Raw genomic sequence first — 18229 nt, 5'->3', positions numbered from 1 at the left:
TTTTTAAGTTCTATGATTTCATATCAACAAATTGAATTTATTTAACACTAAAACCCGCATTCTCATCAGTATGGCTTTCATCTAATCTTATATTCGACAACCCAACCAAAGCTCTTAAAACACCATGAACACATGCCATGGGCAATAAAATAAGACCTGTTATTAGTATACCCAATTCAAAAAACAGTGAACTATCTTTATACGGATTCCCTTTAAGCCTTGCCTGAAAGGCACTATACGGAATGCCATACATATTGCCCGCAATCATGATTTGGATGGAAGAGAGCATGATGCGTGCTTCTTTTGTGCCATATGCTTTTACAAGCGCATCGTAGGCATATTTTTTAGGATAACCTCTGGCATCTGCAAAATGCTGGGCAAACATAATTGCCTTAGCTTCTTCTGGTTTTATTAAATGATCTTCGCCACTTAAAAAACTACTTATTTCTTCGCCACTCATTCCTTGGTGCAAAGCCATTTTAGTATGTGCATACGAACAGGCTGGACAGCCATTTACTTCGGTAACGGCCAATTGCAAACGCTTTAATAAATCGTTATCTACTAATTTACTTTTAGCATTACCCATTAGTTTTACCACAGCTCTTGGGATGTACATAAAAGCGCGGTACATTTCCCATAAACTGAACCTTTTTTTGAATTCGTTTCTAGAGCTAATAAATTCTGATAGGTTTATGTCGGTTTTCATTTTTAGATAAAATGTATCAATATTACTAATCGCTTATTATTGATTTTTTTTAAGTGGGAATAAAACTATTGGAAACAGGAAAAGGATTCACAGAAAATAAAATGTCGCTACTTTATTTTTTGTGAATCCTTTTCCTAGATTACCTTTCCATTATCACTAATCCTCAATTAGAAAACAAACTTTGGTTGTTACCCTAAACTGGGTAACCTTATTGTCTTCAACTTTTGCCTGCATATCTTTCACATACACAGATTTGATGTTTTTTACGGTTTTAGAGGCTTCTTTTACCACATTTTTAACCGCATCATCAAAACTTACGGGAGAATTTCCTAGTACTTCTATTACTTTTAATACTGACATAATTTTGTTTATTTAAAATGAATATAACCCAAAGTTACGCCATATTAACATCTCTCAAAATGATTTAAATCAGTCTTAAAAACAATAATGTACTGACCCACATCATTTTAACACATAGAACATCTAAGTATCTTTGGTTTTGATAAAAGACTAAAAGCATGAATACTGGCCTTAAATAATTCAAATAAATTGAAATTTTTAGATGCAAAATATCCTTTAATCCAGACGCCCTATTACCAGGCATAGCGCATATCAATAAAGCTGAAAAACAAATGAGGGATAAAAATCTAGTCCATTGAATAAAAATTCGATTTCGGCATATTAACAATTCAATTAGACCATTAATTACAAACTTAAAAATTAAAAAAGATGAAAAACTTAAAATTAATAACCTTACTACTATTTGTAGTTTTGTTATCATCCTGTGTAAGTCAGAAAAAATACACCGAACTTCAAAATAAATCTGAATCGTACGAAACCGAGCTAAAAGCTTGTAATAACGAACGTTTGATACTAGAATCTAATTTGGCAAACGAAAAAAATAAAACCAAAAACCTGAGCCAACAGATGGAATACTTTAAGAGTACTAATACCAATTTATTAGAGCGCTTATCTGATCTTTCTGTGGTTAGTAAATCTGGTGCAGAAAGTATTAAAAAATCTTTAGAAGCATTAAACGAACAAAACAAATACATAAAAGATTTAACCAGCTCAATGCAAAGAAAAGATTCTATTAACCTAGCTTTGGTTATGAACTTAAAACGGTCTTTAGATAATTTTGATGATGAAGACATTGCTATTGAAGTTAAAAAAGGTGTGGTTTATGTTTCTATTTCAGATAAAATGCTTTTTAGATCTGGAAGTTATAGAATAAGTACACGAGCTGAAGAGGTATTAGGAAAAATAGCTCAAATAATTAACGACCACAAAGACCTAGATATTCTTGTGGAAGGGCATACCGATACCGTTCCTATTTCTACAGAATGTATGGCAGACAATTGGGATTTAAGTGCAAAAAGGGCGACATCAGTTGTGCGATTAATGCAAACAAAATTTGCTGTAGACCCAAGCAGAATGACTGCTGGAGGACGATCAGAATATGTCCCAAAAACAACCAACGAAACTGCTCAAGGACGTGCCATAAACCGTAGAACCGAGATTGTCATTCTTCCTAAATTAGATCAGTTTTTTGAGCTATTGGAGCCACCAACCACAACCAAATAAAATTGAAAATACAATAAGAATAATCTAATAGTTTTAATAACGAGTACAAATACGCGCTAAACCAAATCAGGAGATTTGCTCTAAGGTTGGGCTCGCCTAAATATCATTAAAATTAGCTATTGATGAGATAAGCTTTTCGATGTCACCATACCATAAAAAAGCTAAAAAAAGAAGGTAATCAGTATGTCTAATACAATTAATTAGCTTTAGAACCGCGTTTTACAGAACTTATGGTTAGTTAATCTATTACAGGTAATTGAATGCATAAAGACCCTAGAAGTTTCGTCTTCCAGTTGCTTTTCTAAACAGTTTACCAATTAAAAATAATTTGTAAAAACACTTAAAACAAACGTTTAATTTAAAAAACATATACCATGGCTCTAAATTTTAATCAATACGCAGCAGAAGGAAATACATTCATGAAAGCCTACGCTAAAGAATTACGTCTTACAGGAGATTACGACAAAGCTGGCAGAATTTTAAGTACCGTTCTTCACGGTTTACGTGAAATGATAACCACGGAAGAGTCTCTACAATTAATCGCACAACTTCCTATGTTTTTAAAAGCTGTTTATGTTAACGGCTGGACCATAAAAACAAAAAAGGAAAAAGTGAAAAACATGGACGATTTTATCGAACTACTAAGATCTATTAGTGGAACCACAGCTTCAGCAGATTTTTACTCTAACGAAATTGCCGAAGACGATGTATTTTCTACATTTAAAATGCTGCGCAATTATGTAAGTAGCGGTCAAATGGAAGACGTAATAGGTCAACTACCAAAACAACTTAAAAGACTTTTTTACAACTATAGTTTTAAATAATTTCTGACTTTAAATGGATGAAACAAGCCTTTTCATCAGACAAATTTGCTCTTATTTATATTAAAAATTGTTTTTAGTAAAAAAAAGTACTTAAACTGACCTAGGTCATTTCTAAAAACTATAAAACACTGTAAGTTAGCACTATAAATAAAGACACTAGTGTTCTTTGAAAAAAACATAGGTTCTGGGTGTGAGAACAAGCACCAGCCCTAAATAGCAAAACATTCTTAATAAGGTTTAAGCGTTTCTACGTTGACTTTTTATAAGTGTATGTAATCCCTAATCCTACTAAAAGAATAGTTTGCAACCTTAGTCTGGGACATAATAACGTCCCAGACTATCTTAAAACATTTGTTATTCGCAGTTTAACAAGTGTAACTAGTATGAAGCGGTTAGCATAGACCTAAAATTTAATTTTATATGGTGTGGAAATAGTTCACTCCAAACAATTAAGAAGCAGTAAATGCTACAAACGCTTCAAGAAACGAGAAGTTTAAACTTCTCGTTTCTTTTTTTATAGCTATTTTAAAAATATAAATCGTAGTTGTGCCCCGTAGTTACAAACATCATGAATATGATTAATTAATGACGATTATGAAAAACTCTAAATTACTAATACCAATCCTTATTTCTATAATTATAAGCTTTACAGGATGTAATATTGAATTAGAGTCCAGTGCTGTGGATACAAATACGTATTTAAACCAAGGCATAACCTCGTCTGATATTTATGATACTAATGCAGAAAAGATTTTTATTAGTCCATTTAATTTTGGACATACAGACTTTGGAAAACTCATACTTATTCATATCAATAACCACCCAACAATTAAAACGGTAGAATTGGTTGTTCAAAAAGATAAAAAAGGTGCATTTGTTGTTGTCTTTTATCACAATGGGAAAGTTGAAAACTACATCAATCCTGATGTAACACTCGATAAGAAGTATTTAAAACCCAATTTTGACTGGGTAATAGCAGAGACTCAAGATTTTGATTTCACTTTTGAGGATACTAAACAAGGCTTAGCTGTTACTTTTGATGTTAAGATTAAAACAGGCGAACACATAAAAATTAAGTTAAAAGAAAATCAGACAACTTTAAAGCGATATGCATTTCTTGCTACAATAGGTGCCGACTTGAATGAAGTTAAAAGGTTTCCGTTTATATTCTTGAGTAATGCTGGTTTTATTCCTATTGAAAACACAGAAATTGATTTTAAGATAGACGATAAACCAATGCAGATTACAAAAGTTCCAATAAAAGTAGAGGGTGAAAAGTGCTTTAAAGTGGTTTACTCATTAAATCCTTTAGCGTTTTTTTGGAATGAAGAACGAAATGCTAACTTTAAAATTGAGCATAAAACTGATGATATTGTCTATGAACTCTTTGACAATTCCGGCTTTCAAGAAATAAAATCAATCACATATAATGCAAACAACCATAAATCTACCTACCGTTTTTCACCATCTTTCCCTTTAATATCAGCAATGAAAAATAATACAGAAGTAAACGGTAAATTTAGTCTTGGCGTCGATAATATTGAGGGCATTATTGGTGGAGAATATACTGTAAAAAAGGAAAATGAGAACATTTTAATAAAGTTCGAACCAAAAAAATGTTGGCAACCTATGCGAGGCAAAGATTGGGTGTCTGCATATACATACAATGCCATCGTTAGGGTAATCTCAAATGACAGTTTAAACATCAAATCTGAATGGATAATTGAAAAATAAAGCAGAAATCACAACAATATTTATGGTATGGATTTTCATTCGCGATATAAAACGATTAAAACCCTGAAAAACAACCATGGAAGAAGCTCAAAATTCGCGAGTCTGCAAGCATTTTTAGCCTGTTTTTAAATGAAAAATCTATAACAACAGATTTTAGTGTTGGTTTGGATAGTAGATTTGATAAGCTAATTGACAACCTAAAATAATACACGACCACAAAAGCCGTTGTTTACAAGATTTTTTTTAAAATTAATTTTATCAAGACCTCAGGTTTAATCGTTTAAAATTAAGAATTTTCGATAGTACTACTGTATTTTTTTAATTCTTGTATAGTAGCTTCAAATCCTCTTAAAATTAATAAATAATGACCAGTATTTAATAGTTCCATATAAGACGCTGCTTGAGTTTCCGATAAGCCAATGCCCCGAAAAATTCCGTAAGATCCAGAAGAAAGTGCCGCCAAAGGTTTTCCGTTTATTTTATGAAGAAACGTGGGTACTAAAGACCCTACAATAAAAACATATCCTATTTCGGGGCTATAGAAGTCTCCAAATTTCTTAGTACCCATCAAATCTTTCCAATAGGTCTTTAAAACAGAGATATCTTTTAACACCACCAAGTTTTTATCGTTACAAAATTGGGCAACTTTTCCAAGAATTGAAATCTGAAAGTCGTCGGTATAATCTTTTTTTAAACGTTTTACAGCGCTCTCTAATTGAGAAAGGCTTTTAAAACTATTAAGATAAACTTGTTTTCGCTTTGTATTTTGACTGGTTGGCATGGTTTAAAAAATTATTAAAAAATCAAATGTAATCCAAGATAATCCAATCCATAAACATTGTAAATGACCTAGGTCAAACATAAAAGTACTTTGCATAATAAAAAAAATAACAAACCAAGACCAACTGATCTACATCATTTTAAAACGTAAAATCTCTCGGTATCTTTACGCTAATAAAATATTTTTAACTTAAATAATTAATACCATGGAAAACAATAAAGGAAATTTATTTGTATCATTTTTAGCAGGCGCAGCCATTGGATCTGGACTAGGTATTTTATTTGCGCCAAACAAAGGGAGTGAAACTAGAAATAAAATAAAACATACGGTAACAGATACTACACAGGAAATTTCTGATAGATTAAAACAAGCTAAAGACGAACTTACCAGATCTGCAAACGAAAAAAAAGAGGATTTTGATAAAAAACTAGATGAGACCATTTCTAGCATGAGCTATAAAGCAGAAGATATTATTACCTCTCTGGAAGCTAAGCTAGAAGATCTCAAAAAGAAAAATGCGCAATTTCAAAAATAGTTTCTAGATTACATTTTGGCCCTTTCACATGTAAAAAAACGTTTATTGGAGTTTAGCTCAAATTGTTATTTTGTTCAAGCCATAGCGATTTTTGCTTTCCTTTAAAGTAAATACGAGGTTGGTGGTTTTTGTTTAAATCTAAAATAGTCTTAAAACAATACCTTTAGATTGCCATAAATTTTTAAATCATACACCATGTTTTAATCATCTTAAATCTTAAGCATTACTCAGACCTCTCAGGTGTGTTAAAAACCTGAGAGGTCTTTTGTATTATTATTGTTAATACTATTGTTATTCTCGCGAAAACAAACCAACAAGTTCTGTGATTGAGAAGCTCTTAATAATTCATTTTTAATCAAAATACACTACAGTAGTTATTAAAAGTTAAGCCCTGAATTTGATCTATTTTTTATTCAGATAAAATTTAAAAACATTAATGTCCGACAAAAGACATAAGACCGCTTCGCTAATAGACATAAGAACCAAGACTTGATTCTAACTTACTGATAAACAGAAGTACTTTAAATTAACAAAATAGTTCCTTTAAATCTTAATAATTATTTCAAATAAGCAAGGTGACATTTTAAAAAACGTGCAAAGTTCTTAATTTTAAAAGGATGGACAGCATTATAATATTTTTAATCGGACACTAGTGATTTAAAAACATTAGTAACGGTGCACCAATAGATGTCAGATTACTGATTTAAACAGAGGGTTTTATAAACAACTATTCTTTGGGCAGGGTCATTAAAGTATTCGGTAGACTTCATTTTAACCTTTTCGGGTTAAAACCCAAAATTCTATGTTCTGCCCACCTAAAATAGTAAAAATGAGTTCGGCCTCCCCAAGGGAATCTCATACCAAATTAACAAAACGACAATTCAAAACTATATTGGTATAACAGTGTAAACTTAAAGACATAATCTTCGAATAATTTATAAATTAATTACCATATTCTGCTTTGTAAATTTTAAGTAATACGATAAAAACACTAACTAATAAAGGCCCGAATATTACGCCAATAAATCCAAATAAGGGAACACCAACAAGCACCCCAATAAGTGTAATTAGCGGATGTACATTATCTATCTTTTTAAGTATATATAACCTTAAAAGATTATCGGTAGCGCCAACTATGGCCGTGCCGTAAATTAAAATACCCCAAGCTTGAAAAGTGTCGCCTTGAGATAAAGTGAGTAAAAAAACAGGTACAATACCAATCGATATACCAACAAAGGGAATTAATGAGCCAATGGTTGTAATAGCAAACCAAAAAATGGGGTCTTCGATACTAAAAATTATAAATCCGATAAGCGCCACTATCCCTTGAGCTAAGGCAACTAACGGAATACCTATTGCGTTAGATTTGACCATAGACTGCACTTCCCTACCAATATCGTCTATATTCTTTGCGCTCATTGGAATATAATCTGTGAAAGATTGTCTTATTTTTTCACGGTTTATAAGCATAAAGTATAATATAAAATACATTAAACCTATGGCTATAAACATATTAAAGGTGCTACCTGCCACATTTTGTAAACGTCCTGATAAAAAAGTGGTCACCGCTTGGGTGTCGATTTGAGCATTAATATCGACCCCTATTTTGGTTTCTAAATTTTCAATAAGGTCTTTAAGAGCATGAATAACCTTGGCACTATTGCGAGCGACGTCTGAGATTTTGTTTCCTAAAATTAATCCAAAACCACCCAGCGGAATTAGTATAATAACAAAAGAACCAAGCAATAGCGTTATCGCTGCCAACGACCGTTTCCATTTGTAATTAGACGTCAACTTTTTCATTAAATTTCTTAGCAAAATATAAAATGTAAGCGCGCCTAAAACCCCAGTTAAGTAAGGTCTTATTTCGATAAAAATTAAACTGCCCGTGAGTATTATTAATAATAACACAAAAATCTGACGGATTATTTTAGGTTTAATATGTGTCATAAAAAAAATTAGTGTTATCCGAATAAAGCCAAATTCTCAAGCGTCTCTATATCCTCAATTATTATTTTTCTAGCACTACCAATAGATATTAAACCTTCTTCTTTAAATTCGGTTAACATTCTTATAGCAGTTTCTGTGGCTGTACCAATAAGACAAGCAAAATCTTCTCTTGTTATGCTTATACCTACGGCTTCGTTATTGAGCAAAATGCGCTTATTATGAATATCCAACAGCGCTTTTGCAGCACGCTGCCTAACTGAAGCATACGCCACATTCACCATGTGTTTTTGCACATCTACCAAAGTATTAGAAATGAGACTCACAAACTTGTTAGCAACATCTTTATTGGTTTGAATTAGGCTTGTAAAATCTGATTTTGGTATTTCGTAAAGTTCGACATCATCGAGGGTTGCCGCAGATTCTATATAACTTCCGTAATCCGACAACAATGATAATTGCCCCACAAAATGGCCTGCACTAAACAAGCCGGTTATAAATTCTTTCCCTTTTTCTGTGGTTTTATAAGTCTTTACTGTACCACTTTGTATATAATATAAGGCATTTGCGGTATTTCCCTCTCTAAAAAGTATCGTCTTTTTTTTAAATTTTTGTGGCACATATTTTTTAGACAAATGGTCTATATTTAAATAATTAGAGGCCGCTTCAATAAACTGAGAAACCCCCTCTATGGTTTGAGAATATTCTCTTTTTAAAAAATCATGTTTTTTTAAACGGCTGTTTAAAGCGTCTAACAATTCGTTTTCTGTAAAGGGTTTGGTTAAATAATCGTCTGCTCCCAAATTCATCCCTTTTCGCACGTCCGATTTGTCTGTTTTTGCCGTTAAAAAAATAAAAGGAATGCTAGCGGTTTTCGAATGTTTATTTAATTCTTGTAAAACTTCATAACCATCGAGTTCTGGCATCATAATATCGCAAATAATCACATCAGGAAGCAGTTCTATAGCCTTTTCTACACCAGCTTTACCATTTTGAGCAGTATTTACGGCATAATTTGCAAGCTCAAGAATATCGGCAGTGTTTTCGCGAACATCATCATTGTCTTCAATTATCAGTACTTTTTTCATCACAAATTATTTTGTTTATCCCAAGCCCTTGGAAGTATTGTTGTTTTATTTCTTATTGCGTCTCCTTAAGCATCGGGAATTCAATCTTAAACGTTGATCCTTTATTTAAACTACTTTTAAAAGCGATTGTGCCGCCTAATAATTCGGTATAACTTTTTACGATATTTAAACCCAACCCTGTGCCTTCAATATTGGCAGCGTTTTTAGCTCGAAAAAACCGTGTAAATAAATGTTGTTGTTCCTCTTTCGGAATACCTATACCTTGATCTGTAATTTGAATAATGACCTGATTTTCGCTTATAGATATTATAAAATCTATATGGCTTTTTTCATCTGAATATTTTGAGGCATTAGACAACAAATTGATAATTATATGCCGTAATAGTTTTTCATCTGAACCTAAAGTGACGGCTTTATTATTAGTCGTTAAACTTATTGTTTGTCCGTTTTTTAAAGTTGGTTTAATCTCTTTAATTATTAATTTTGAAAAAGAAACTAGGTCGATACGTTTTAATGTTGGCTTAACCTCTCCTTCTCCAATTTTACTTAATGAAAGAAAGTCGTTTAACACATTTACAAGGTGTTTTACATTATTTTCTATTTGAGTTACGTACTTTTCTCGTTTCTTCTCTTTTCCTGGTTCATTTTGCTTAGCTATTAATATTGCAGAGGTAAGAATAGCACTTAAAGGCGTTCTAAACTCATGGGATGCCATAGATATAAATCGCGATTTTAGTTCGTTTAATTCTTGCTCTTTCTTTAAGGCTTTTTGCATGGTAAACTCAATTTCTTTTTGTCTTGTAACCTCGGTATACACCATTAAGGCATGAGATATTTGATTATTATCACCATATAACGGGGCTGTATTTACAGAGAAGTACCTGTTTTTGTATTCAATTTCAAAAGAGAGATGGGTTTTAGAGAGTGTTTTCTTAATATCGTTCATTATTCGTGATTTCCGTTCTTCAGAGAAAATAGAAAGATCATCGATGGTCATTCCTTTAAAAATGTGAGGTTTTAGGCCTAATTGCTCTAATGCTTCTCCTTCTGCTAAAACGAGTTGAAATTTTTTGTTTACCACGGCAATAAAGCCTTTAGGGAAATTTTTTGCTACTGCCGAGATAATATTTTTTCTTAAAAGCGCTTCATTCTCAGCCTTTTTTGTAATACGTATTTGGTCTTCTAAATCCATATTAACGGTAACCAATTCTTGTACGGTTGCCATTACTTCTTGTGTGCGCTTTTGTACTTTATCCTCTAAATTAAGGGTATAGATTTCTTGTTGTTTTTTACTTTGTTGTAGTTCTATTTTATTATTGTGATTTTCTATGGCAATACTGGCTAGATAGCTCATATCTAGAAGCATTTCTTTTTCAGCTGTAGATGGCTGCCTTGCCAAAAGACTATAAATACTAAACACGCCAAGTACCGCTTTGGTGGAAGACATTATTGGAAATGCCCAACAGGCTTTTAAGCCATTCTTTAAAGCCATGTCTTTATAATCTTCCCAAAGCATATGGGTTTCTATATTAGCGACTATAACTTCTTTTTTTAAATATGCCGCCGTACCACATGAGCCTGCATTAGCACCAATAGCCATATTATTAGCATAATTGTAGAATGCTTTTGGTAAGTTTGGTGCGGCCAAAAAGTGTAATGTTTTAGTGTTCTTATTTAATAAAGAAATAGAGCCAAAACAATCTTTAATATGTGTTTCTGCCGTATTAATAATTTTTTTAACAATGGTTTTTAAAGGTTTGTTTTGTGCTATTAACTCTAAGATTAGTTGTTTTTTATCTTTTAAATCTTCTGCTTTAACCTTGTTAGTAACATCGTTTTGTACGGCAATAAAATGCGTTAACTGGTTCTGATTATCAAGCACAGGTGTAATCGTAATTTCGTTCCAGAAAAGCGTGCCATCTTTTTTGTAATTACGTAACACCACGTTACAATTTTCACCATGTAAGATGGCGTGCTTCATAATACTTATGGCTTTTTGGTCCCTGTCATCGTCTTGCAAAAAATTACAATTTCTACCGTATATTTCTTCCTGTTTATAACCAGTTGTTTTTTCAAAAGCAGCGTTACAATAAATTATGGGCATATTTGGTTTTTTTGCATCGACAATAAGAATACCATTACTTGCAGATGCTAGCGCATTATTTTTTATTTTAAGTTGAGAATCCTTTACTTTTTTTTCTGTTATATCTCTAACAATAGTTAAAAGCTTGTGGTTATTCATAAGCACCACACGAGCCTCATAGTATTCTATATTTTTTTCACCTTGAACGCTATATTGAGCCACTTGCATTTTTCCAGTTTCTATAACCTTATTGTGAGAGGTTTTAATTATTTGATATATATCTGGAGGTAGTACTTTACTCATATTCATACCTATAAATTTGTTGGGTGGCATAAATAATTTATCTTGAGTGTCGGTATAATAGTCTATATAATTCCCTTGAAGATCTTGTATAAACATCATATCTGGCATAACTTCTAACAGGGCTTTCATTTTAGCTTCGTTAGCTTTTAAGGCCAATTCTTGTTCTTTGTATGTCGTTATATCTGTTATAAAACCTTCTAGAGCGATAACTTTATTTTGACTGTTATAAAGGGCTGCTCCTTTTTTCCAAATATATTTTATATCGCCATTTTTATGCCGAATACGGCACTCAAAATTATAAGGTATTCTCTGTTTTACAGCTGTTTGAATGTGTTCCCAGACCATATTGCGATCTGCTTCTACAATGAGCTGACCAAAATTTATGGTTTTGTTTTTAAAATCTTCGAAGGGATATCCTGTAAGTTCTAAGCAGCCTTTGCTGATATAGTGCATGGTGTAATCTCGATTGTTTTCACAACGAAACAAAATGCCATTTACATTATTAACTAAAGCGTCGAATTTATGATTATTCTCTAATAACTTATTATGAATTTGCTTCGTTTTTAGAAGGTTCTCAATTTTATGGCTTACATCTTTTAAAAAAATTATTGTTAAATTTTCACCCTTAAGTCTTGTAGTGCCCAACCTAGCATTTAAGCTAAATGCTGTTCCCTCTTTTTTAATTCCGAATACATCGAGAACATTATTAGCCCGTGTTTTTCCAGGATTACCCAAATACTTTTTAAGTTGTGCTATAGATTTTTTAGATAAAAGAATGTCTAAATTTTCGCCTGTTAATGCATCTGGACTATAATTAAACAAATTTTCACAAGAAGGGTTAGCCATTAAAATAACAGCGTTAAGATCTGCCACTAAAATTGCTTCTGTAGTTAATTGAAACAGACTTTGAAAAAGGGCTTCATTTTTTAGTTTATCACTCATTAAAATACCGTATTTAGTGGTTTTAAACGTTTTTAATTTCAACTCGCTCTGGTTCGTAATTTTGGTAGCGATTCTGGGAATTCCTCTTGTATAAATGCTATAAGTTGCTCTCTAATTTGGCAGCTTAAATCCCAAACATGGTCGGCATTTTTTGCACTAAAGCTCACTCTTATTTCTACACTACTAGCATTGGTATTAGTCACTAAAAGTTGGGCTATTTTTTTGTCCCATAATTTATTTTTTTCAATCATAATCATATATTTTTCTCGTAGCGCATTAACAGGAAATGTATAATCTAAGTACAAAAAAACAGTCCCGATTAATTCGGCTGAAGTAAAGCTTCTGTTAATAAAAGGATGATCGTTAAAATAGTTTAAGGGTAATACCAAACGCCGCCAATCCCAAGTTTTTACCACCACATAAGTAAGGGTGATGTCTTCTACAGTGCCAAATTCGCCTTCAATAACAACTTCGTCATCGATTTTTATAGGCTGTGTAAATGCTATTTGCATTCCAGTAATAAGGTTTGCAATAGATTTTTGAGCAGCAATACCGGCAATTATACCAATTATACCAGCAGAAGTGAGTATGGTGGTACCAATGGTTTTTACCGTTGGGATATTCCATAAAATTGTAGCCATAGCTAAGGTCGTAATAACCGCTATAGAGACACTCTTTAAAAATCGCATTTGGGTAATGGCCTTACGCTCTTTAGCTTTATGCGTATTGCTGGCTACAAACTTTTGTTTTACAATTTCTTCTATGGCTTTTAAGGTTTCAACCAATATCCAAGAAATATTAAGAATAATTAAAGCTTCAATAAATTTGCGCCAAAAGACCCCTATATCAAATATGCTAAAAGCGCTGTATATAAATAAAATAGGCAACAGAAATTTAGCTGGTGTTTCTAAGTGTTTTAATAATTGAGATTTTAAAACGGTTGGTTTTTTTTTATTAAAAGTCCTTAAAACAAAAAACACTAGCCATTTAACAAGTAAACCCAGAAAGATACAGACCGCAAAGGTTATTGCGATTTGTAGCCAAAAATCGGTAACGCCTAATTTAGATAACATGGTTTCCATTAGCCGAAATTAATCTAGTTAGTTTTCAATTCAAATGATATTAATCAGTTTAGCTGACCCAAGTCATTTGTAATCACCTAATTACTCATTAAGTTTGAAAATTAACTCGAAATGCCAATGAAATATTATTTTAAACATGCTTTTTACTGGATGCTACTTTTTTTATTGAGTTCTTGTAAGGATTCAGTTGAAAAAACATCAAATAAGATCTCTGTTAAAAACCAAGTTTCAAAATCTAAGCCGTATAATTTAGATACATTAGGCCTATCCGTTGAATGGACAGCCTATAAGTTTACCAATAAAGTAGCTGTTCAAGGCAGTTTTGATTCATGTACGTTTGAAGCAAAAAGCACTTCTGGTACGGTTGAAAAAATATTGAATAAATCGACACTATCCATACCAACTGCATCTGTAAACTCTAAACATCCAATACGAGATTTTAAATTGTTTCACTGTTTTTTTGAAGCCTTTAATACTTCAGAAATTGTAGGTACTATTTTAAAAGCGAAAGAAGGTGAAGGTGTTTTTAGATTAAAAATGAATAGTATTTCCAAGAGAATTCCATTTACATATTCAATACTAAACGATACCATTAGTAAACATAATATGATTAGACTTTTTACTAACATAAATTTAATAGATTTTAAAGGCGAAGAAGCCCTTACAATGCTAAATACAGACTGTTACGAACTTTATAAAGGTGAAGATGGCGTGTCTAAACTTTGGCCAGATGTGGATGTGGTTATAAAAATACCCATAAAACCTTAACCCTATACGAATAAAATGAATTACAAAGCAGTTAATATTCCTATAAAAAACGTAAGCTTAAAGGGACGATTACGTATCGCCGAAAAACAAAAAGGTCTAGTTATTTTCTCTCACGGCAGTGGCAGCAGTCACCTGAGTAGTAGAAATAACTATGTTGCAGATTTTCTTTTAAAAGAAGGATTCTCATCTTTATTATTCGATTTATTAACAGAAACTGAAGACAGCGTGTATAAAAACAGGTTTAACATCCATTTACTTGCTGAAAGATTAGTTGCAGCTACCCAATGGCTTTATAAACAAAAAGAAATGCAAAATGTGCCTATTGGTTTTTTTGGTGCAAGTACTGGTGCTGCCTCTGCATTAATGGCAACACCTGCTTTAAACACTAAAATAAAAGCTATTGTTTCTCGAGGTGGCAGACCAGATTTGGCAGCACTGGTTTTAGATGAAATAAACATTCCAACACTTTTAATTGTTGGCGGTAATGATGGCGTTGTTATTGATTTAAACAAAAAAGCATACGACGAACTTTCTGGTATTAAAAAAATTGAAATTGTCGAAGGTGCTTCTCACTTATTTTCCGAACCAGGAAAGTTAGAAATAGTAGCAAAATTAACCTGCGATTGGTTTAATAACTATTTAAAATAATAAAAATCATGGTATTTAAAGATAGAATGGAAGCCGCTAATTTGTTAGCAGAAAAACTAAAAACTTACAAAGACAAGAACGCTGTAATTTTAGCCATTCCTAGAGGTGGTGTACCTTTAGGCTATGTTATTGCAAAAGAGCTAAATTTACCTTTAGAGGTGGTGCTTTCTAAGAAAATAGGGCATCCAATGCATAAAGAATTTGCCATTGGTGCAGTAACCTTAAAAACCCAGATTTTAAGCGATGCTGCTTCCCAAGTTTCTAAAAGCTATGTTGCGGAAGAAACCGAAAAAATTAGAGCCCTACTCAAAAAACGCTACCAAGAATATTATGGTGAAAAATCACCTCTTGTACTAAAAGATAAGATTTTAATTATTGTAGACGATGGGATTGCTACAGGTAACACCATGATGTCTACCATAGAAATGTTGTACAAAGAACAGCCTGAAAAAATTGTGGTTGCTATTCCTGTATCTCCAAAAAGCACTTTGCAAAAGCTGAAAAACTTATCCTTTATTGATGAGGTTATCTGTCTTTCAGCCCCAAGTAATTTTCAGTCTGTTGGCCAATTTTATAAAAACTTCGATCAAGTTAACGATACAGAAGTTAAATTCTTATTAAACAAGTAACTGTAGATTTCTAGTCCATAGGTAGGTTTTAGAAAATAATAACATTCTTTTGAGTTAATGCTTTATCTCACTAAGTAAGGTATGAAGAGGAATCTTATTATTATAAAACTTATCATCTCTTATTTAGCGGGCTGTTCGAGTGATATCATGCCCTTAAAAAGTTTATATAAACTAAACGAACTGCAATCCAATTGCAGGGTTTTCTTTAGTTTGATACTAAAAGCATAGGAATTGGTTTTATACCAAATTAGCCATGTCATGCCGCATATAATTTGTTTACTCACATTTTTCTATGTTATAAATTAGGTGTTCGTGATGTGCTTCGCAGTTCTTTTTCGCCCATATTTCGGTATAAAACAAAACCATAACTCAGGCTATGCTTTGATTTCAGCTCACGCCCATATTATAGTAAAATAACGAGTTCGTGAATCGGCGATTTCTATCTCATCTGAACAAAAAATAATTTAAATTAATAATACGACATTTCAAAACTAAATTGGTATTACCTATCAATTAACCCAAAAGGATGCGGACTTCCAAGTTTAGTCTTTTCCGTTTTGGTTATAAGAGGGGTAATGGCTTTTGTTTTATTAAACCAAATATACTCGTCAAATTGAGAAGGTAAGGCGGTTCTAAAATAATGACTATTCAATTCTGTTTCAGGCCTATACACCACACCAATTGCACGTTGTAGTCTAGGTGTACTTAAAAATACTCTTAAATTTTTTTCTGAATGTTCTGCTCGTAAGGGCAGTGTAAAATTAGGAACGTTTGTTTTGTGGCACAAATACTCATAGCTTTCTGGTAAAGAATTATTTACAGGCATCACTTGCATGGTTTCGTCCCAGTTTTTGGCCGCAGCCACAGTTCCTGTATGTGTTCCAAAACCAATATTATAAGATTTAGAACCAAAATGCTCCTTGCATAAATGACCTATATTTATTTCGCCTCGAGCATACATTTCGGTTGCCAAGGCATTACCAATATGGGAATTGTGCGCCCAAACAACCGCTTTAGAGTCTTTGCCATGATAAGACAATAAAGATTTTAAGGTGCTAAACATATGAAAATCTCGTAAATTCCAAGATTCTGCGCTACCGTAATACATGGCTTTATAATACCGCTCTGCATTAACCACAACTGTGGCATTTTGGTAGGCGTTAAAGTAGGCTTGAGAATGATTGAGTTTACTTTTATTTTTCAACAAATCAAACAGCATTTTTAGCACTTCTTTTTCGCAACTTTGCAATTTATTACTGGTTACTAGTTTTCCATATAATGTGGGATTTGACATATAAGGCATCATACTAGAATAACGCAATTTTGCTAATGTTGCCAAGTCCGGATCAATATCCTGTAAATATTTAATCACCAAATCAATGGAGTTTTCTAAACCGTATAAATCCAGCCCATAAAATCCGACACTATTATGGTGTTTGGTATTGTATTTCTTTTGCCATTCTACAAAATTTAAAACGTCTTTATTTTTCCACATCCATTCTGGGAAACGTGAAAAAGGCATCCAATCCTGCGCTGTATGTTGGCCTCTTACATAATTGTTAATTTGCTCTGCATCAGACCAATCTGCTTCTGCACAAACAAGGTTGAATCCTTTTTTTTCTATAAGTGCTTTGGTAATTTCTTGCCGCATCGCATAAAACTCTGAAGTGCCGTGCGAAGCCTCACCTAACAATACCACTTTGGCATCGCCAATGCGCTCTAACAAGCCTTCAATTGGAAAAGTTTTAATTGTTTTAAAAGGGATGGAACTCATTCCAATTTCGTCTATAATTTCATTTTCGGGGTAGATTTCGGTTCCTACTTCTGGAATTACCTTTGGTTTTGGAATGAAATAATTATCTCGCAAGGCTTTAGTCTCATATTCGTTTTCAGAGATTCGCTCAATAGTTTCTAGCATAACATGAGCCCAATCAGGTCCCACTGGCGACAATAACTTAGCGCCTATTTTTAATTGTTGCTTTAGGGTATCTGGGATTTCTTCGAATTCTAAAGCACTTAAAATAGCATTAAATGGGGCTTCTGCGTCCCATCCATTTTCAAGTTTCCCTGTTTTTATATGTACATTGGTAATTTCTGAATTTTTTAAAACTTCTAAGGCCCATTTTGAATATGTTTCGTTAGTTTCAATGGCATAAACCTCTTTATATATTTTAGAAAGTGCAGCCAAAATATAAACAGAATCTACACCTATAATTAGAATACGCTCTTCTTTTTTAACTTGCAATTGCTCTAACATTTTGGCTATAACAATAACTCTAGGCTCTGTTTTTTTTATGGCTTTTTCAATACTAATGTTTTCATAAAAATAAGGGTGCAGATTTTCAGATAAAATAAAGGCTTTTGGAATATCTTGGAAGGCTTTTATAAGTAATGTGTTTCTTATGCCTTTATCCATTAGTTGCTCAGCTATGCTAATATCTTTCATCTTTCTTATGTTTAAAATAGACCAATAAATATACTGTAGATCTATTGGGAATCAAATGACCTAGGTCACTCGATAGTAGAATGACTCAGGTCATTTTGTTGGGCTTTAAATACCCTTAATTTAGACAAA

The 18229-nt window shown here is 32.6% G+C and carries 15 protein-coding genes; 7 read left to right on the top strand and 8 right to left on the bottom strand.

The window, feature by feature from the left end; translation table 11 throughout:
- Nucleotides 1–37 precede the first annotated feature (37 nt).
- Together FEZ18_RS11170 and FEZ18_RS11165 are read right to left on the bottom strand one after the other, a co-directional pair.
- Nucleotides 38–706 carry a carboxymuconolactone decarboxylase family protein gene (locus tag FEZ18_RS11170; RefSeq protein WP_153268397.1) on the bottom strand — a complete coding sequence of 223 codons (669 nt, stop codon included), beginning with the start codon at nt 704–706 and terminating at the stop codon, nt 38–40.
- 156 nt (nt 707–862) lie between these two features.
- Nucleotides 863–1066 carry a dodecin family protein gene (locus FEZ18_RS11165; protein ID WP_153268396.1) on the bottom strand — a complete coding sequence of 68 codons (204 nt, stop codon included), beginning with the start codon at nt 1064–1066 and terminating at the stop codon, nt 863–865.
- A 369-nt stretch (nt 1067–1435) separates the two neighbouring features.
- Between FEZ18_RS11165 and FEZ18_RS11160 the strand changes: the two genes are divergently transcribed.
- The 3 genes from FEZ18_RS11160 to FEZ18_RS11150 all read left to right on the top strand — a co-directional run bounded on the left by FEZ18_RS11160 (nt 1436) and on the right by FEZ18_RS11150 (nt 4848).
- Nucleotides 1436–2290 carry a flagellar motor protein MotB gene (locus FEZ18_RS11160; RefSeq protein WP_153268395.1) on the top strand — a complete coding sequence of 285 codons (855 nt, stop codon included), beginning with the start codon at nt 1436–1438 and terminating at the stop codon, nt 2288–2290.
- 374 nt (nt 2291–2664) lie between these two features.
- Entirely contained in the window at nt 2665–3114 is a 450-nt protein-coding gene (locus tag FEZ18_RS11155; RefSeq protein ID WP_153268394.1) for a DUF2267 domain-containing protein, read from the top strand.
- 594 nt (nt 3115–3708) lie between these two features.
- Nucleotides 3709–4848 (top strand): hypothetical protein, encoded by a 1140-nt coding sequence (locus FEZ18_RS11150; RefSeq protein WP_153268393.1) that lies wholly within the window; start codon nt 3709–3711, stop codon nt 4846–4848.
- 286 nt (nt 4849–5134) lie between these two features.
- Here FEZ18_RS11150 and FEZ18_RS11145 read toward each other — a convergent pair whose 3' ends face one another.
- Nucleotides 5135–5629: a hypothetical protein gene (locus tag FEZ18_RS11145; protein ID WP_153268392.1), complete on the bottom strand. Its 495-nt coding sequence runs from the start codon at nt 5627–5629 to the stop codon at nt 5135–5137.
- A gap of 205 nt (nt 5630–5834) precedes the next feature.
- On the opposite strand from FEZ18_RS11145, the gene FEZ18_RS11140 reads away from it, so the two are divergent.
- Entirely contained in the window at nt 5835–6164 is a 330-nt protein-coding gene (locus FEZ18_RS11140) for a YtxH domain-containing protein (RefSeq protein ID WP_153268391.1), read from the top strand.
- A 942-nt stretch (nt 6165–7106) separates the two neighbouring features.
- Here the strand turns inward: FEZ18_RS11140 and FEZ18_RS11135 are convergent.
- The 4 genes from FEZ18_RS11135 to FEZ18_RS11120 are packed head-to-tail and all read right to left on the bottom strand — an operon-like array spanning nt 7107 to nt 13609.
- On the bottom strand, nt 7107–8114 hold the full coding sequence (locus FEZ18_RS11135) for an AI-2E family transporter (protein ID WP_153268390.1): 1008 nt from the start codon (nt 8112–8114) through the stop codon (nt 7107–7109).
- Between the two features lie 14 nt (nt 8115–8128).
- Nucleotides 8129–9199 (bottom strand): response regulator, encoded by a 1071-nt coding sequence (locus FEZ18_RS11130; protein ID WP_153268389.1) that lies wholly within the window; start codon nt 9197–9199, stop codon nt 8129–8131.
- Between the two features lie 52 nt (nt 9200–9251).
- On the bottom strand, nt 9252–12527 hold the full coding sequence (locus FEZ18_RS11125) for a PAS domain S-box protein (protein ID WP_194269474.1): 3276 nt from the start codon (nt 12525–12527) through the stop codon (nt 9252–9254).
- A 38-nt stretch (nt 12528–12565) separates the two neighbouring features.
- A complete protein-coding gene (locus tag FEZ18_RS11120) occupies nt 12566–13609 on the bottom strand; it encodes a mechanosensitive ion channel family protein (RefSeq protein WP_153268387.1) in 1044 nt (347 codons plus the stop codon).
- A gap of 117 nt (nt 13610–13726) precedes the next feature.
- On the opposite strand from FEZ18_RS11120, the gene FEZ18_RS11115 reads away from it, so the two are divergent.
- Genes FEZ18_RS11115 through FEZ18_RS11105 form a run of 3 tightly spaced genes read left to right on the top strand, consistent with a single transcriptional unit; the run spans nt 13727 to nt 15654 of the window.
- Nucleotides 13727–14377 carry a YceI family protein gene (locus FEZ18_RS11115; protein WP_194269473.1) on the top strand — a complete coding sequence of 217 codons (651 nt, stop codon included), beginning with the start codon at nt 13727–13729 and terminating at the stop codon, nt 14375–14377.
- Between the two features lie 15 nt (nt 14378–14392).
- Nucleotides 14393–15025 (top strand): dienelactone hydrolase family protein, encoded by a 633-nt coding sequence (locus tag FEZ18_RS11110; RefSeq protein WP_153268385.1) that lies wholly within the window; start codon nt 14393–14395, stop codon nt 15023–15025.
- 8 nt (nt 15026–15033) lie between these two features.
- Nucleotides 15034–15654, top strand: a complete 621-nt coding sequence (locus tag FEZ18_RS11105; protein ID WP_153268384.1) for a phosphoribosyltransferase — start codon at nt 15034–15036, stop codon at nt 15652–15654.
- Between the two features lie 502 nt (nt 15655–16156).
- Here FEZ18_RS11105 and FEZ18_RS11100 read toward each other — a convergent pair.
- Nucleotides 16157–18100 carry an erythromycin esterase family protein gene (locus FEZ18_RS11100; RefSeq protein ID WP_153268383.1) on the bottom strand — a complete coding sequence of 648 codons (1944 nt, stop codon included), beginning with the start codon at nt 18098–18100 and terminating at the stop codon, nt 16157–16159.
- Between the last annotated feature and the right edge of the window lie 129 nt (nt 18101–18229).

The organism is Oceanihabitans sp. IOP_32 (genome assembly GCF_009498295.1).
Classification (GTDB): Bacteria; Bacteroidota; Bacteroidia; order Flavobacteriales; family Flavobacteriaceae; genus Wocania; species Wocania indica.
The sequence above is the reverse complement of the archived record's forward strand: the minus strand, read 5'-3'. Positions and strand labels throughout refer to the sequence as shown.

Bases quoted from the DNA above. Each gene is read 5' to 3' on its own strand.
- FEZ18_RS11120 (WP_153268387.1), bottom strand. From the start codon at position 13,609: ATGGAAACCATGTTATCTAAATTAGGCGTTACCGATTTTTGGCTACAA.
- FEZ18_RS11165 (WP_153268396.1), bottom strand. From the start codon at position 1,066: ATGTCAGTATTAAAAGTAATAGAAGTACTAGGAAATTCTCCCGTAAGT.
- FEZ18_RS11115 (WP_194269473.1), top strand. From the start codon at position 13,727: ATGAAATATTATTTTAAACATGCTTTTTACTGGATGCTACTTTTTTTA.
- FEZ18_RS11110 (WP_153268385.1), top strand. From the start codon at position 14,393: ATGAATTACAAAGCAGTTAATATTCCTATAAAAAACGTAAGCTTAAAG.
- FEZ18_RS11140 (WP_153268391.1), top strand. From the start codon at position 5,835: ATGGAAAACAATAAAGGAAATTTATTTGTATCATTTTTAGCAGGCGCA.
- FEZ18_RS11150 (WP_153268393.1), top strand. From the start codon at position 3,709: ATGAAAAACTCTAAATTACTAATACCAATCCTTATTTCTATAATTATA.
- FEZ18_RS11100 (WP_153268383.1), bottom strand. From the start codon at position 18,100: ATGAAAGATATTAGCATAGCTGAGCAACTAATGGATAAAGGCATAAGA.
- FEZ18_RS11155 (WP_153268394.1), top strand. From the start codon at position 2,665: ATGGCTCTAAATTTTAATCAATACGCAGCAGAAGGAAATACATTCATG.
- FEZ18_RS11130 (WP_153268389.1), bottom strand. From the start codon at position 9,199: ATGAAAAAAGTACTGATAATTGAAGACAATGATGATGTTCGCGAAAAC.
- FEZ18_RS11145 (WP_153268392.1), bottom strand. From the start codon at position 5,629: ATGCCAACCAGTCAAAATACAAAGCGAAAACAAGTTTATCTTAATAGT.
- FEZ18_RS11160 (WP_153268395.1), top strand. From the start codon at position 1,436: ATGAAAAACTTAAAATTAATAACCTTACTACTATTTGTAGTTTTGTTA.
- FEZ18_RS11125 (WP_194269474.1), bottom strand. From the start codon at position 12,527: ATGAGTGATAAACTAAAAAATGAAGCCCTTTTTCAAAGTCTGTTTCAA.
- FEZ18_RS11135 (WP_153268390.1), bottom strand. From the start codon at position 8,114: ATGACACATATTAAACCTAAAATAATCCGTCAGATTTTTGTGTTATTA.
- FEZ18_RS11105 (WP_153268384.1), top strand. From the start codon at position 15,034: ATGGTATTTAAAGATAGAATGGAAGCCGCTAATTTGTTAGCAGAAAAA.
- FEZ18_RS11170 (WP_153268397.1), bottom strand. From the start codon at position 706: ATGAAAACCGACATAAACCTATCAGAATTTATTAGCTCTAGAAACGAA.